The organism is Paenibacillus wuxiensis (genome assembly GCF_040195695.1).
Taxonomy (GTDB): Bacteria; Bacillota; Bacilli; order Paenibacillales; family Paenibacillaceae; genus Paenibacillus_B; species Paenibacillus_B suaedae.
Map to the genome: position 1 here is coordinate 243,738 of NZ_JBEFZI010000004.1, position 14,258 is coordinate 257,995.

A 14,258-nucleotide genomic window follows, 5' to 3' on the forward strand; every position below is an offset into this window, starting at 1 on the left:
TGTTTTTTTCCATTCTAGAAAGCCTTCGTGTCTCACTGCACGTTAACTTTCTAGAATAATCAAAAGTTCGCTTTTCAGCACCGAGAAGGTTGCGTGAACTCGAAGAACGAGCAGCGGAGTGTAGGCGAGACTACATGAGCAGCGGAGTTCGAGAGTGAGCGCAAGATTCGATGTCGAGATGCTTCCTGATTTACTTCGTGATCAAAAGCGAATTGGTGAAGAAAAGGCGCCTCCTTACGGAGACGCCGGACTTGACTCCAACATAGATAGCGGCTGCATCGCTTCCGATGGGGCAATGCCGAGCAAGCGGCAGGCAAGCGGCGCCAACTGCAATTGAGGTACTTCCTGTTCATAGATGCCAGGGGTTACCTGATTGCTAATGACGAACAGTGGAACATGGCGTTCGGCGTCTGTCGTTCCGCCGTGATTGCCATCATTGTTCATGCCATGGTCAGCCGTAACAATAATCTGATAGCCTGCCTCCATCCAAGCTGGCAGCACGCTTGCAAGAATAATGTCCGCCGCCAGTGCCCGGTTGCGGTATTGCGCCGAATCTCCACTGAACTTATGTCCGTCATCATCGATGTTCATCGAATGGACGTACAAGAAGTCTGGAGCATATTGCGTGAGCAAGAAGTTCGCATCAGCGAACAGGTGCGAGTCAGGATAGTGATCTTCGAAGTAGAAGATGCCATGCTGAATCGGCTTGTCTGTATCGAGCTGAATGCGATCAACAGCTGGGTGGAATGGAGCCGAGTTATACAGCTCGCTTACCCAATAGTAAGAGGCAGTCGCGTTCGTAAGTCCTTGTTCCCGAGTTAAGTGGAACAGACTGCGCTCATGCGATAACCGCACAGTCTGGTTCGTTGCAATCCCGTGGTTCCATACCGGAGTTCCGGTCATCAGCACCTCATAGAGCGGGCGAGACAGGCTTGGCAGCTCGGAGCGCACTTTGTAGCGCGCCGCCTTGCTGTATTCCACCAAGTGATGCATATATCCCATTTGCGTGACGGCGGTGTCATAGCGCAGGCCGTCCAACATGATGAAGATGAGCTTATTATGATTGTGCGAGCGGTTCGTGATGTTATTTGACATGAATAAGTACCTGCTCCTGCCACAGCTGTGGAAGCTGCTTCGTTGTTTCTTCCCATGCCTTCAAATCTTTCACGGGCTGTGCATTTTTGTACATTTCATCCGGGAGAAGCATTGCCTTTGCATCGACAGCCAGCTTCGCGTTGGAGCGGATTGGACGAGCATAGCCACGAGCCAAGTTGGATTGTCCTTCATCGGACAAAATGTATTCACGTGCCAGCATCGCTGCATGCGGATGCTTCGAGTACTTGTTAATAACCGTTGCATAGCCGCTTGTTGCAGAAGCTTCCTGCGGGATGACAACTTCGAAGCGGTTCTTGTCGATTTTGTCACGGTAGCCTAGTGCGTTGAAGTCCCACAGGAATCCAACTTCGACTTCGCCTTTTTCCAAGTTCGCAAGACCTGCATCATTGGAAGCGAGACGGCCTTGTTTCGCCAGCTCTGCGAAGAAGTCGATGCCCGGTTGAATGTTCTTCTCGTCACCGCCGAATGCGTAAGCAGCCGCAAGAACAGCGAATTGTGCCTGGTTTGCCTTCATCACGTCGCCAACAGCGACTTTGAATGTTCCATTTTTAATGTCTGCCCAAGATTTCGGCGGGTTTGCCACTTTGTTCTTATCAGAAATGATGGACAATGTACCTGTGTAGCCGAGCAGCCAGTGTCCTTCATCATCTTTAGCCCAGTCCGGAATGTCGTTCCAGTAAGATGTTTTGTATGGCAGCGTTAGACCTTTTTGCTTCGCAAGCGGTCCGAATGCGATACCGACGTCGCCGATATCAGCGGTTGCGTCGTCTTTCTCCGACTCGAACTTCGCCAGTTCTTCAGCACTGGACATATCCGTATCCGTATGTTTCAAGCTATATTTCGTTCCTAAATCGTTCCACGTTTGCACCCAGTTCGCCCAAGTGTCAGGCATGCCGACCGAGTTGACTTGCCCTTCTTGTTTGGCCTTTTCCACAATTTGATCCAAGGTCAGCTTGGAAGCGTCGACTGCTTCGTTCGCAGCTTGTCCAGATGAGCAGCCTGCAAGTAAGAATGCGGAAGCAAGTACGGTTGCTGTCCATTTCATGAAACGATGAGTTCGCATGAGTTCATGACTCCTTTTTCATTTAGTTTTCATTTTGTTTTTCTTCTGTTTACGCCTCTAATCATAAACAAACAAAGTTAAACCAACATCAAACTGGTGATAAGGTATTGTAAAGGCGGAACCGGAACAGGTTCTCGTCGTCAGAATGGCATTGGTGGAAGAAGTATGGCATGGATATGAAAAATATGGATCATTGTATGGATGGACACGTAACAAAGAGTATTGGTGTTTCTAAGAATGGGGGAGAAGGATTTTGTCTAGGCAAACGATTGCGATCGTAGGAGGAACAGGTACAGTAGGGAAGCATGTGGCTGCGACAGCAATTGAGCAAGGGTATTCGGTTCGCATTCTGGCTCGTCGTCCAGAGCGAGTCCAATTGAAGTCACCGCACGCCATTATAATAGAAGGAAACGTATCGGACGAAACTGCAATTCGTTCTCTCCTGGCAGGCAGTAATGCTGTAGTTAATGCATTTGGTCAGCCAATGCGGGACAAGCCAATCTATAGTGAAGTGACGCTGCGCTTGTTGAAAACCATGAAGGAAGCAGGTATTCGAAGGTACATTGGGGTTGCAGGAGGATCGCTTGATATTGAAGGGGATCGCAAGTCCTGGATGAACCGAATGGGCGCACGCTTATTTCGCTTACTTTATGGGGACTTTATTCGGGACAGGCAGCGGGAGCTCGGCGTGCTTCGGGATAGCGATCTGGATTGGACGCTTGTGCGATTGCCGTTCGTGCATGAACGCGATGTCATGAAGTCAGTAAAGGTTGATCAATATGATATGCCGGGTACGAAAATATCAAATACCCATATTGCACGGTTTCTCGTAGATCAAGTACAAGACGCTGCTTTTCTACGAAAAACACCGTTTATTTCACAATAATATTCCTACTAATGGAATGGGATTTTACCAACATTTGCGGTATAATCTTGAATGAAGAAGACGATCTACGTTATACTCTTCTCACTACAAATCTCGTGTAAAAAGGGAGTTAGCGAAATGGAAAAGGTACTTATTTTCGGACATAAAAATCCAGACACCGATACGATTTGCTCCGCAATCGCATATGCAGACTTGAAAACACAATTGGGCTTCAACGTTGAACCGGTTCGTCTTGGCAGCGTGAACGGAGAAACACAATTTGCTTTGGATACCTTCCAAGCAGAAGCGCCTCGTCTGGTAGAGACGGTAGCGAATGAAGTAAAAGGGGTTATTCTTGTTGACCATAACGAGCGTCAGCAAAGTGCAAACGATATCGAACAAGTGGAAGTGCTTGAAGTTATCGACCACCACCGCATTGCGAACTTTGAGACAAGCGGTCCATTGTATTACCGTGCTGAGCCTGTAGGCTGCACAGCGACGATCTTGAACAAAATGTACAAAGAAAACGGCAAAACGATCAGCAGAAACATCGCTGGCTTGATGCTGTCCGCAATCATCTCCGATTCCTTGCTGTTCAAATCCCCAACTTGCACAGAGCAAGACGTAGCAGCTGCTCGCGAGTTGGCTGAGATCGCTGGTGTAGACGTTGAGAAGTACGGATTGGACATGCTCAAAGCTGGTGCTGACTTGAGCCAGAAAACAATTGCTGAGCTGATCTCTCTTGATGCGAAAGAATTCTCCATGGGCAGCTCCAAGGTTGAAATCGCACAAGTGAACGCAGTAGACGTGAACGATGTGTTGTCCCGCCAAGCTGAAGTGGAAGCGGCTTTGAACGACATTATCGCAACGAAAGGTCTTGACCTCTTCGTATTCGTGGTAACAGATATCTTGAACAGTGACTCTGTAGCGTTGGCACTTGGTTCCAAGACAGACGCAGTTGAGAAAGCGTACAATGTTACGTTGGAAAACAATACAGCATTGCTGAAAGGCGTTGTTTCCCGTAAGAAGCAAATCGTGCCTGTACTGACAGATACGCTTAGCAAGTAATTGATGTCATTCTATATGAAGCAGATGATTTCATCTGTTATACAACGGCTGTTTCCCTGATGGGAAACGGTCGTTTTTTATTGGAGGAGGTTAGAGAGCAGAGGGAAGGGAACAGGATAGAGGGATCCATTTCCATTTGTAGAATACGTAAGGGATATGTTCTCTATGAAGATGAGTCAGATTTACCTCGTCTTGATGCAAAGGAGGAAATTGAATTGGATTGTTCCATCCCAGATACGATTATGCAGCGAAAAGGTGCAACGAAAGAAGCGAATATTCCGGTTGAAGTCCAGCAGCTATTACATTCAGGAAGGTTAGAAAGCGTGAATTTAACAGAGTGGCTTGCTGTAGATCATATGACTTTGCTGGAGCATGTATTGCCGGAAGTTGGCTTAGAGAAGAAGCTTCCCGATCTGCTTCTAGAAATAAAGGAAACGGATAGTATACGCGGCATGAAGGCGATACGGCTTATCGGGCAGCGATTATATGAATCTTGCAGCACCGATGATGCGCCCGTCACAGATTCCAAGCCGTTTATGGCGATCGCCGAACATCGCTCGGATTCCGTTCGATGCTGGGGGGCTTACATGGCAGGCGGTGATGACTCCATGTCTATCGACGAAGCATTGTCACGTATTCACCGATTTGCGGCTGACTCCCATTTCGGCGTTAGGGAGATTGCATGGATGGCTGTGCGCGCTCATATCGAGTCGAATTTGTCGGGAGCCATATCCATCTTATCCACTTGGACATCTGATACGGATGCCAATGTACGGAGATTCGCTACGGAAGCGACGCGTCCACGAGGCGTGTGGACGAAGCATATTGAGGCATTGAAGCAGAGTCCTTGGCAGGCGCTTCCGCTGCTAGAGCCTCTCAGATCTGATCCGACGAAGTATGTGCAGGATTCGGTTGGCAACTGGCTGAATGATGCGAGCAAGACGAATCCGGACTGGGTAAGGGAGCTGTGCGAGCGCTGGACGAATGAGTCTGACTCAAAGGCAACAGCGCGAATTGTAAGCAAGGCTCAGCGAACCTTGCAGAAGCAGGTATAGCAGACCGGAACAGCAGCAGCTTGGTCGACTTTACCGATGTCATATCGTATCCGCTGGCAGCTTCTCCAGCGGATATTTTATTTTGATCCGCTTCCCCATTCTTTCGCGACTATTTCGAATCTCTAGGTACTCGCTCGATTCGGATTTCCGTTTTCGATTCAGTTTACCCCTTATCAATCTATCTCCGAAGCTTCCTCTGAATTTTTCTTTGTTCGGTCTGTACAGTTTTTCTTGTATCCCTCCCTCTTTTTGCGTTGCTCTTTGTTTTATTTAGAGCTTTTCGTCTTCCATCGTTCTAGCATCAAGAACTCTCTCTTTATGCTTTTCCCCTCAGTCGGCGTTTTTAATATGAGCCTATCAGTTATAAATAAACTAATTCCATGAGTCCAGAAGGACTCAATGACCGTAATGTTGCTTTGTCGTACCGCTTATAGGCAAGGGGTTGAACCTCTACTCGCGTCACCTTTTATGCTAGTACTTGAGAAATTCAAGTAGAAAGGTGACAATCGATGAACAAACCAACACGCAAAGAAATTGCAATCGTCCAATTCATGCTGGCCATCTCATTAATTCTTGGCGTCCTGCCACCTCTTGTAATGTTCCTCGTGACAAGAAGGACAGAATCGTATTATCGTGATGCTAGCCGCACAGCATTGAATTTTCATCTAACCATTTTGCCGTTCTTTATTGTGAGCTATGCACTGCCGCCATGGTTCAAGTACATAGTCTTACTTGTTGAAACGGTGATCATTTTATATGCGATGATAAGGATTGCTAGAAAAAAATCATATCGTTATCCTGCCATTCCATACATCAAACCTTAGTCAGAAACGAGGCCTACTCATGACAACCGACATGCTGACAATTGGGCAGCTGGCTGCTCGTACCGGAGTTTCCGATCGAACGCTTAGATATTATGACAAGCTTGGGCTGTTAACACCGAGTGATTACAAAGAAGGTGGACATAGACTGTACAATGCAGATGATCTCAGCCGCTTGCAGCAAATTCAGGCGCTGAAGTTCATCGGTTTTTCCCTTAAAGACATTGCCGATTTATTGGACATGCAGCAGGCAGAACAAGCGCATATTCGCAGCGTGATTGCGTTCAAGAAAAAGGAGCTTATAGCGGAGCAGGAGCGGATTCAGCTCATGATAGATCAATTGGATCATATGGGGACGATCATTTCGAATCATCCTATCATTGATTTGCGGTTGTTCTGCTTCATCGTGCATTCGATTCTATGGGAAGAAGAGCACATAGAGTCGCACAACCTAGAGGGCAATCCGATCTATAATTTTCGCAATGAAGAACGGGCAGAACTGGATCGAAAGTATTTTGCATTGCTCACGGAATTGAAACAGCTGGTTGCAAGCCAGGTAAGTCCAGATTCGGGGGAAGCACAGCGTTTCATGAAGCGATTTATGGAGCTGTACGAGTATACCGTTGCGAAAATAAGCCCTGCATCAGTGGCGCAGGAAGTTGCACCAACGGATCAACCAAACATACTCATTCCATTTACAGAGGAAGAACAGGAATTTCTAATAGAGGCGTTCCAAGTGATGTCTGGTAACCAAGAGAGGTAATAGATACATTAGGCTTGGCGGCGAACTGGCTGTCCGTCATGATAGTTGTCACAGGCACATCTGCTGTACGGTCGAAAGTATCGGCCAATAAAAATGCAGATCCTTTTCGCAACAAACGCTTTCAGAGGGCTCAAGTATATTTCCATTCTTATGGGGCCCCAGGATTGTCGCTCATCGGGCCCATCATTGGAGCCAATCATATAGGCGCATTCGTATGTGTGCTTGCTAATGCAGACAAGAGGCGGATTATGCTCTGGCAGCATCTTAATGTACATACTCTTTCGGAAATGGGGCTGCTCCCAATGAGATTCTATCTCTGGAGCAGCCTCTTGTTGTGCGGGTGGATGAGCGATATGAACCCTATAACGGTTCGGCGCTATAGCAGCAGCTTGGCTGCAATCGGATAATGATCCGATGCAAGTGAAGAATGAATAACCGTTCTATCTTCGATATTTCCCGATTGATGATTGACGAATATGTAATCGAGCGTCTCGACAGCATTGCCTGCAGGGAAGGTGAAGGCATCATGCTCATCTGCGAAAGCGCTGCAGAATGCTGGAGACATGCTAGCAACTTCAACAGAGTCTGGATGTGCATTGAAATCTCCCGTAATGATGCACGGTTCCATTGTATGGCTCGCGACGATGTTGATCATCTCCTTCACTTGTTCGACCCGTTCCGATTGTGCTAATCCCAAATGTGTCGTGTAGAAATGTAGATTTATTCCGTCTACATCAAGAACAGCTGCAAGCAGACCGCGCTGTTCACTCTCATCGCTGCTGAGCGGGTAATGCTGATGTGAAAGGATCTTGTACTTGCTCAATATGGCTATTCCATATTCCCTTTTCTGCATTCGCCCAGGCTCAGGCTCGTGAATCACGTTGGCTCCATAACACCAATGCATTCCTAATTGTTCAGCGAGCACCGCGATGGTATCCTCGTAATTACTTCGAGCTGAATAATAACGGTCGACCTCTTGCAAACCGATGATGTCTGCTCCAGACGCACGAATCACTTCCGCGATGCGGTTCGCATCATACTTGTGATCCATTCCTTCACCATGTCGTATGTTGTACGACATGACCGACAACGCAATCTGCGATGTGGGCATGATCTCACCCCTTAAATACGCCAATCATGACGACTCTTTGACAAATTACTTTTGCAAAAACGAATATAACAGCACAGGTAGGCGACAGCAATCGTTATCGCTATATTAATAACAGCTTCTATAATCATATAAGAAATTCCCTTGGCAGTGTTATGATTTGTCCCTTATTGGTCATAGCTTTTTCGTGGGACAATCTTCTGTGATTAACTGGGCTTATATAGCCTGGTGTTCCATAAATTTATGTAAGCTGGCAATAAATAATTGACAATATATTTTGAATTGATATACTAAGTATAGTGTTGCAATTGATAATCATTATCGATTCTGTTTTTATATTGTCGCTGTGCTCCATAGTGAAATAGAGATAATCATAATTTAGTCACGCATAAAAACATACATAGATAATAATTTCATCAATTCAATAATCCGTTTGACTATTAAGATTATATAAGGGGAGAGTATGGAAAATGGGAAAATTTAAAGTAACTGTTTTTTTAGCAATTTTTGTTGTAATGTTGGCAGCTTGCTCAACTTCAAGTAATGGAAATGGAAAAACGGAAACAACTGGGCAAGAAAACCAAGCTGCTAAAGCTTCAACGGTTGAAATTACTGATGCTCATGGAAAAGTTACTGTTCCTGTAAACCCTAAAAATGTAATTGCTCTGGATAGCAGAACTTTTGAAACTTTGGCTGATTGGAACATTAAATTAGCAGCTGCTCCAAAGGATGTAATGCCTAAGGAATCACCGTATGTAAAAGATGAAGCAGTTCAAAACATTGGGAATCACCGTGAACCAAATCTTGAAATTATCGCAGCTGCAAACCCTGAACTTGTCATTGTCGGTCAAAGATTTGCTAACCATTATGAATCGATTAAAAAATTAGTGCCGAATGCAGTCGTTATTGATCTGAATTTTGATGTTTCTGAGAAAGCTGATAAGCCTGGGGAAAACTTAGTAAAAGGACTTAAGGATTCCACAATTATTTTAGGACAAATTTTTGATAAAAATGAAGAAGCTAAACAATTGGTAGCTGATTTTGATAAATCTATCGAAGACGCTAAGTCTGCCTATAACGGAACGGCTACAGTTATGGGTGTTGAAGTTTCTGGTGGGAATATTGGCTTCTCAGCTCCACGTTTTGGACGTGTTTGGGGACCTATGTTTGAAATGTTTGGATGGAAACCAGCTTTAGAAATTGCAAATGCTACATCAGGTCATAAAGGTGATGAGATTTCTGTTGAAGCTATTGCAAAAAGTAATCCGGATTGGATTTTCGTACTAGATCGTGATGCTGCAATATCTTCTGAAAGTGAAGCTGTTCCCGCAAAAGATGTGATTAATAATTCACCTGCTCTTCAAAAAGTAACTGCTGTTTCTAAAGGACAGATTATATTCGCACCAAATGACACTTATACAAATGAATCAATCCAAACTTTCATTGAGATCTTTAAAAACATGGCAAGTACTTTAGCTAAGTAGTCTAAAGGAGCATAACATCGTGCTGAAAAAGACAATACAAAAAATTTCTGGGGTTGAGAATAATTCTCAACCCCGGCTTTATAACCATAACAAGTTATGGACAAAACCCTTTATATTTGCGATTATCGTTGTTATTATTTTAGGAATTATATCTCTATTTACCGGAGTTTATGATATACGCGGACAAGAGGATGGAATGGAGATGTTTTTCATTACTCGTGTTCCAAGAACAGCTGCATTAATGCTTACTGGGGCTGCCATGGCCATGGCAGGACTTGTTATGCAACTTATTACACAGAATCGTTTAGTTGAGCCTACCACAACAGGAACTATTGAATGGGCGGGTTTAGGACTTCTTGTTGTTTATTTATTATTTCCTGCACCAACGTTAGTTCTAAGAATGACTGGTGCAATTGTTTTTTCTTTTATAGGAACTATGATTTTCTTTTTATTTTTAAGAAGAGTGAAACTTCGTTCGTCTTTAATTGTCCCAATTATTGGGTTGATGCTTGGAGCTGTCATTTCTGCAGTTTCCACTTTTATTGGACTCCTTTTTCAAAGTACGCAAAGTATTGAATCTTGGTTTGTAGGTTCTTTTGCGGCAGTCCAAATTGGAAGATATGAATATTTATGGATCATTGTTGTCGTTACGTTTCTTATTTTTATGTATGCGAATAGACTGACTTTAGCTGGACTAGGGGAAGATGTTGCAACAAGTCTTGGAGTCAATTACAATAGAGTCGTTCTTTTGGGTACGGGTCTTATTTCTTTAGCAGTTGGAATTGTTGCAGCTGTTATCGGAAACTTACCTTTTTTAGGATTAATTGTCCCCAATATTGTTTCCATGTTTAGGGGAGACGATCTTAGAAGTAATTTGCCTTGGGTATGTGTGATAGGAATGGGTACAATAACGGTTTGTGACATCATTTCTCGAACAATTATCATGCCTTTTGAAGTACCTGTATCTTTAATACTCGGAATAATGGGTGCAGTCGTATTTATTGCTATTTTGTTGAGACAAAGAAAACCAAGGAGGCTAAGATGAACGCATTGGAATATAGAAATAACGACAATGTCGTTATCGATTCTAGCCTTCATAACAAAAATAGATCAGCTAGAGCTTTTCGTTCTAAGCAAGAAGAAAAACGTTATTGGATATTGCTCATAACATTACTTGTTTTGGGCCTCCTTTCTTCATATGGACTTTTAGTTTATAACAATCCAGTTCCGATAGATTCGCCTTCTTTTATTCCAGTTGCTAAAAGAAGGATGGTAGCTCTTGTTGCCATGATTATTGCTGCCATTTGTCAGAGTTTATCCACTGTTGCTTTTCAATCGATTACGAATAATAGAATTATTACCCCTTCACTTTTAGGCTTTGAATCACTATACTCAACCATTCATACGAGCACCATATTTTTCTTTGGTGTTGGTGCATTGGTGAATTTTACTGGTATTGTACCTTTTATCATTCAAGTTATTGTTATGGTCATGATGAGTTTGATCCTTTATGGGTGGTTGCTGTCTGGAAAGTACGGAAACTTGCAGCTTATGCTTTTGGTTGGAATTATTATCGGCACTGGGCTAAGATCTGTGTCTTCTTTTATGAGAAGACTTCTTTCGCCTTCTGAGTTTGATATTTTACAGGCTAGATTGTTTGGTTCTGTTAATCATGCAGACGCTGCCTATTTTCCTATTGTAATTCCTATAGTAATCATTGTAGCATTGTTAATTCTTGCTCATTCTAAGAATCTAAATGTATTGTCACTTGGAAAGGATGTCTCTACTTCTTTTGGAGTAAAGCATCAATCGAGTATCATTTATACGCTTATATTAGTTTCTATTTTGATGTCAATTTCAACGGCTTTGATTGGACCACTTACTTTCTATGGATTTTTAGTTGCAACTTTGACTTATCAAGCAGCGCCAACCTATGATCATAGATATGTTTTTCCAATGTCTCTTGCTATAGGGTTTTTGATAATAACCGGTGCATACTTCTTAATGTATCATGTATTCAATGCCCAAGGCGTCGTTTCCGTTATTATTGAATTATTTGGTGGAATCATATTCTTAATTGCAGTTTTAAGGAAGAGGGCTCTATGATAAAGATTGATAATGTTAGAAAATTGTATTCGGACAAGGTGAAAATAGGGCCTTTGAATATTGAAATACCAAAAGCGGGTCTCACTTCATTAATTGGACCAAATGGTGCTGGAAAGTCTACGACACTTTTGATGATTGGAAGACTTTTGGATTTGGATGAAGGCCAAATTAAGGTAGCAAATATGGATGTTACTGAATCTAAATCAAAAGACTTAGCAAAGATTTTAACGATTTTGCGTCAAGAAAATCATTTTGTAACGAGGCTTACGATTAGACAACTAGTTGGATTTGGACGTTTTCCTTATTCCAAGGGAAGATTAACGAAAGAGGATGAGGCTATTATTTCTAAATATATCGATTTTTTAGGATTGACTGATCTAGAAAATAGATATTTAGATGAGCTTTCTGGTGGTCAAAGGCAAAGGGCATATGTAGCAATGGTTCTGTGCCAAGAGACTGAATATGTACTTTTGGACGAGCCGCTGAACAATCTTGATGTTGCTCGTTCTGTTCAAATGATGGAGCATTTGAGGCTTGCTGCTAATGAATTTGGAAGAACAATTCTGACTGTTATGCATGATATTAATTTTGCAGCCAAATATTCTGATCGAATTTGTGCAATGAAGGATGGACAAATTGCCGCTTTTGGAACAGTAGAAGAGGTTATGGATCCAGAGGTTTTGACAGATATTTTTGAAACGAAAATAGAAATTATTGATGGTCCCTATGGGCCAATTGCGGTTTATTAGTTAGACGGGATTGTCAAGCAATGTGCGACAGCTCATTCATGAAAGCTTCGTTAGCAGGTATCCAACCTAGACATTTACAAGGGCGATTGCCGTTCTCATTGAAGCCTTGGTCTTCTAATTTACTACGTTCAATTATGCTAAGATGGGTGTAGCTCATGTTTGTTCTTCTGTATGAATGGGTGTATGATAACTCCCATTTTACACGAAACTGACATGAGCCTCTTTAGTTGTTGCACTCAAAACGAAATACGACCTGTTGGAGCCGTAACAAAAGTTAAGCCACACTTAAGGGATGATTCCTGTATGTTCAGGGGTCATCCTTTTTAACGTCCTTGGTTCTTGAGCAAGTCGCTAGTCCCTTGATTCCGTCCTTCTGTAGGCTTTCTTCCAACGATCCGCGCACTGATCCACTCGCTTTATGGGTACCAGTTTATATTGATGCAGGTGAGCCGGTACCTCTTTGCGCCGATTGTGGGAATTTGGCAAGATTTTAATTGATGATGATAGGAAGAGCGATTTATAATGATAAATGGGTAAATGTGGGTTTGTGATGAATTGGAGGGGAGATTTACATGCATTTGGAGCAAATTGATATGTTCGATTTAGCTTTTAACAATGCATCGATCGGGATGGCGATCGTCTCGCTGGAAGGACGATTTATGAAAGCAAATCAAGCCTTATGCGATATGATCGGCTATACAGAAAGTGAATTGCTCTCTCTGGACTATCAGCATATTACCCATCCAGACGATCTGGAAGAGAGTATTCTACATATTCAGCAGCTGCTGGACAGACAGATTTCGTCTTTTCATATTGAGAAACGTTACATAGGCAAGTTAGGAGAAGTGATATGGATGCTGCTTACCGTATCGCTTGTCCTGGATAAGAGCGGCAAGCCGCTTTTCTTTTTTTCTCAATTTCAAAATATTACGGTATGCAAACAGACAGAACGAGTGCATCTGCAGACGGAAGCGATCCTGAGGGAGAAGGAGGATTCCTTCCAATCGTTATTGGAAATGCTGCCCCTCGCTGTCATCGTGACGCATAATGGAATTATACATTATATGAACCGTGCCTCGATTAATTTAATTTGTGCGGATGAAGCAGCCGGCATTCTTGGCAAGCCAGTGCTTGATATTGTTGAGCCTACGAATCACAACCTTGTGTATGAGCGAAGACGCAAGTATCGGGAGGGTATTAAGCTCGGGCCAGTAAAATATGATATCCGATGTGCAAACGGAGAGATGAAGCGGGTTGAAGGTTTCTCGCTGCCCACGACATTTCATGGGGAGAAGGCGACTATAGGGGTCTATCAAGATATAACCGATCGGAGCAAGGAAGAGGAGCGAATGCTGCAGTCCGAGAAGTTGTCCATCGTGGGGCAGCTTGCTGCCGGCATTGCGCATGAAATTCGGAATCCACTGACGTCGATTAACGGCTTCCTGAAGCTGATGCGTACGATGAAGACAGATAAGGAGCAGTATTTCGATATCGTGGAATCCGAGCTGAAGAGCATCGAAGTAATTGCCAATGAGCTGCTCATTCTCGCGAAGCCAAATGTGGTGAATAGTCGAAGGACAGATCTGATCCATCTCATGGAACAAATCATCGCCTTTATGAGTGTGCAATCCACTTTGAAGAACAGCAATATTGTAACCGATTTATCGGAAGAGGCGCTTTGGGTGGATTGTGAACCGAATCAGATTAAGCAGGTGTTCATTAATTTGATCAAAAACGCAATCGAAGCGATGTCAGGGGGAGGCAGCATTTATGTACGAGCCAAGCTGGAGGGCGACTATGCGGCTATATCCATACAGGATGAAGGCTGTGGGATTCCAGCAGATAAAGTGAGCAGACTGGGTCAGCCTTTCTATACGACGAAGGATACGGGGACAGGGCTAGGACTGATGGTGAGCTACAATATTATTGATAAGCATGGCGGCTCCATTGAGGTGGATAGTGTGATTGGTGTAGGAACCACATTCATCATTCGATTACCGCTTGTTCAAGTCAAGGATGGGGAAGACGCCGTGTAACAGCTCAGCTTATCTGACTATTTC

Annotated in this window: 14 protein-coding genes; 11 read left to right on the forward strand and 3 right to left on the reverse strand. The window is 43.6% G+C overall.

What is annotated here, in order from left to right; all coding sequences use genetic code 11:
* Window positions 1-234: 234 nt before the first annotated feature.
* On the reverse strand, window positions 235-1,095 hold the full coding sequence (locus ABN764_RS10125; RefSeq protein ID WP_446671799.1) for an alkaline phosphatase family protein: 861 nt from the start codon (window positions 1,093-1,095) through the stop codon (window positions 235-237).
* Complete coding sequence (locus ABN764_RS10130; RefSeq protein ID WP_021254789.1) at window positions 1,085-2,179, reverse strand: ABC transporter substrate-binding protein; 1,095 nt, start codon at window positions 2,177-2,179, stop codon at window positions 1,085-1,087. Before ABN764_RS10130 ends, ABN764_RS10125 begins: the two co-directional genes overlap by 11 nt.
* A 253-nt stretch (window positions 2,180-2,432) precedes the next feature.
* Between ABN764_RS10130 and ABN764_RS10135 the strand changes: the two genes are divergently transcribed.
* The 6 genes from ABN764_RS10135 (at window position 2,433) to ABN764_RS10160 (ending at window position 7,158) form a co-directional block, all read left to right on the forward strand.
* Window positions 2,433-3,065 (forward strand): NAD(P)-dependent oxidoreductase, encoded by a 633-nt coding sequence (locus ABN764_RS10135; protein ID WP_446671800.1) that lies wholly within the window; start codon window positions 2,433-2,435, stop codon window positions 3,063-3,065.
* Between the two features lie 117 nt (window positions 3,066-3,182).
* Window positions 3,183-4,112, forward strand: coding sequence for a manganese-dependent inorganic pyrophosphatase (locus ABN764_RS10140; RefSeq protein ID WP_446671801.1), 930 nt, complete (start codon window positions 3,183-3,185; stop codon window positions 4,110-4,112).
* A 242-nt stretch (window positions 4,113-4,354) separates the two neighbouring features.
* Window positions 4,355-5,167, forward strand: a complete 813-nt coding sequence (locus tag ABN764_RS10145) for a DNA alkylation repair protein (RefSeq protein WP_446671968.1) — start codon at window positions 4,355-4,357, stop codon at window positions 5,165-5,167.
* A gap of 509 nt (window positions 5,168-5,676) precedes the next feature.
* A complete protein-coding gene (locus ABN764_RS10150) occupies window positions 5,677-5,991 on the forward strand; it encodes a magnetosome magnetite crystal formation protein family (protein WP_174807979.1) in 315 nt (104 codons plus the stop codon).
* Between the two features lie 19 nt (window positions 5,992-6,010).
* Window positions 6,011-6,751: a MerR family transcriptional regulator gene (locus ABN764_RS10155; protein ID WP_446671802.1), complete on the forward strand. Its 741-nt coding sequence runs from the start codon at window positions 6,011-6,013 to the stop codon at window positions 6,749-6,751.
* Window positions 6,752-6,765: 14 nt separating this feature from the next.
* The gene (locus ABN764_RS10160) at window positions 6,766-7,158 is read left to right on the forward strand and encodes a hypothetical protein (RefSeq protein ID WP_446671803.1); all 393 of its coding nucleotides are present in this window, start codon (window positions 6,766-6,768) and stop codon (window positions 7,156-7,158) included.
* On the opposite strand, the gene ABN764_RS10165 is transcribed toward ABN764_RS10160, so the two are convergent.
* Window positions 7,128-7,862 (reverse strand): endonuclease/exonuclease/phosphatase family protein, encoded by a 735-nt coding sequence (locus ABN764_RS10165; RefSeq protein ID WP_446671804.1) that lies wholly within the window; start codon window positions 7,860-7,862, stop codon window positions 7,128-7,130. The two genes, ABN764_RS10160 and ABN764_RS10165, sit on opposite strands and share 31 nt — an antisense overlap.
* Window positions 7,863-8,329: 467 nt before the next feature.
* Here ABN764_RS10165 and ABN764_RS10170 point away from each other — a divergent pair, with 467 nt between their 5' ends.
* The 5 genes from ABN764_RS10170 to ABN764_RS10190 all read left to right on the forward strand — a co-directional run bounded on the left by ABN764_RS10170 (window position 8,330) and on the right by ABN764_RS10190 (window position 14,234).
* The gene (locus tag ABN764_RS10170) at window positions 8,330-9,343 is read left to right on the forward strand and encodes a siderophore ABC transporter substrate-binding protein (protein ID WP_028532135.1); all 1,014 of its coding nucleotides are present in this window, start codon (window positions 8,330-8,332) and stop codon (window positions 9,341-9,343) included.
* A 34-nt stretch (window positions 9,344-9,377) separates the two neighbouring features.
* Window positions 9,378-10,388 carry an ABC transporter permease gene (locus ABN764_RS10175; protein ID WP_370510394.1) on the forward strand — a complete coding sequence of 337 codons (1,011 nt, stop codon included), beginning with the start codon at window positions 9,378-9,380 and terminating at the stop codon, window positions 10,386-10,388.
* Window positions 10,385-11,449: an iron chelate uptake ABC transporter family permease subunit gene (locus tag ABN764_RS10180; RefSeq protein ID WP_021254780.1), complete on the forward strand. Its 1,065-nt coding sequence runs from the start codon at window positions 10,385-10,387 to the stop codon at window positions 11,447-11,449. The genes ABN764_RS10175 and ABN764_RS10180 overlap by 4 nt, the downstream gene beginning before the upstream one ends.
* A complete protein-coding gene (locus ABN764_RS10185) occupies window positions 11,446-12,198 on the forward strand; it encodes an iron ABC transporter ATP-binding protein (protein ID WP_021254779.1) in 753 nt (250 codons plus the stop codon). Before ABN764_RS10180 ends, ABN764_RS10185 begins: the two co-directional genes overlap by 4 nt.
* Before the next feature lie 572 nt (window positions 12,199-12,770).
* On the forward strand, window positions 12,771-14,234 hold the full coding sequence (locus ABN764_RS10190; protein WP_268625682.1) for a PAS domain S-box protein: 1,464 nt from the start codon (window positions 12,771-12,773) through the stop codon (window positions 14,232-14,234).
* Window positions 14,235-14,258: the final 24 nt, after the last annotated feature.

Bases quoted from the DNA above. Each gene is read 5' to 3' on its own strand.
- ABN764_RS10180 (WP_021254780.1), top strand. From the start codon at position 10,385: ATGAACGCATTGGAATATAGAAATAACGACAATGTCGTTATCGATTCT.
- ABN764_RS10185 (WP_021254779.1), top strand. From the start codon at position 11,446: ATGATAAAGATTGATAATGTTAGAAAATTGTATTCGGACAAGGTGAAA.
- ABN764_RS10145 (WP_446671968.1), top strand. From the start codon at position 4,355: ATGCAGCGAAAAGGTGCAACGAAAGAAGCGAATATTCCGGTTGAAGTC.
- ABN764_RS10155 (WP_446671802.1), top strand. From the start codon at position 6,011: ATGACAACCGACATGCTGACAATTGGGCAGCTGGCTGCTCGTACCGGA.
- ABN764_RS10170 (WP_028532135.1), top strand. From the start codon at position 8,330: ATGGGAAAATTTAAAGTAACTGTTTTTTTAGCAATTTTTGTTGTAATG.
- ABN764_RS10140 (WP_446671801.1), top strand. From the start codon at position 3,183: ATGGAAAAGGTACTTATTTTCGGACATAAAAATCCAGACACCGATACG.
- ABN764_RS10130 (WP_021254789.1), bottom strand. From the start codon at position 2,179: ATGCGAACTCATCGTTTCATGAAATGGACAGCAACCGTACTTGCTTCC.
- ABN764_RS10150 (WP_174807979.1), top strand. From the start codon at position 5,677: ATGAACAAACCAACACGCAAAGAAATTGCAATCGTCCAATTCATGCTG.
- ABN764_RS10165 (WP_446671804.1), bottom strand. From the start codon at position 7,862: ATGCCCACATCGCAGATTGCGTTGTCGGTCATGTCGTACAACATACGA.
- ABN764_RS10190 (WP_268625682.1), top strand. From the start codon at position 12,771: ATGCATTTGGAGCAAATTGATATGTTCGATTTAGCTTTTAACAATGCA.
- ABN764_RS10125 (WP_446671799.1), bottom strand. From the start codon at position 1,095: ATGTCAAATAACATCACGAACCGCTCGCACAATCATAATAAGCTCATC.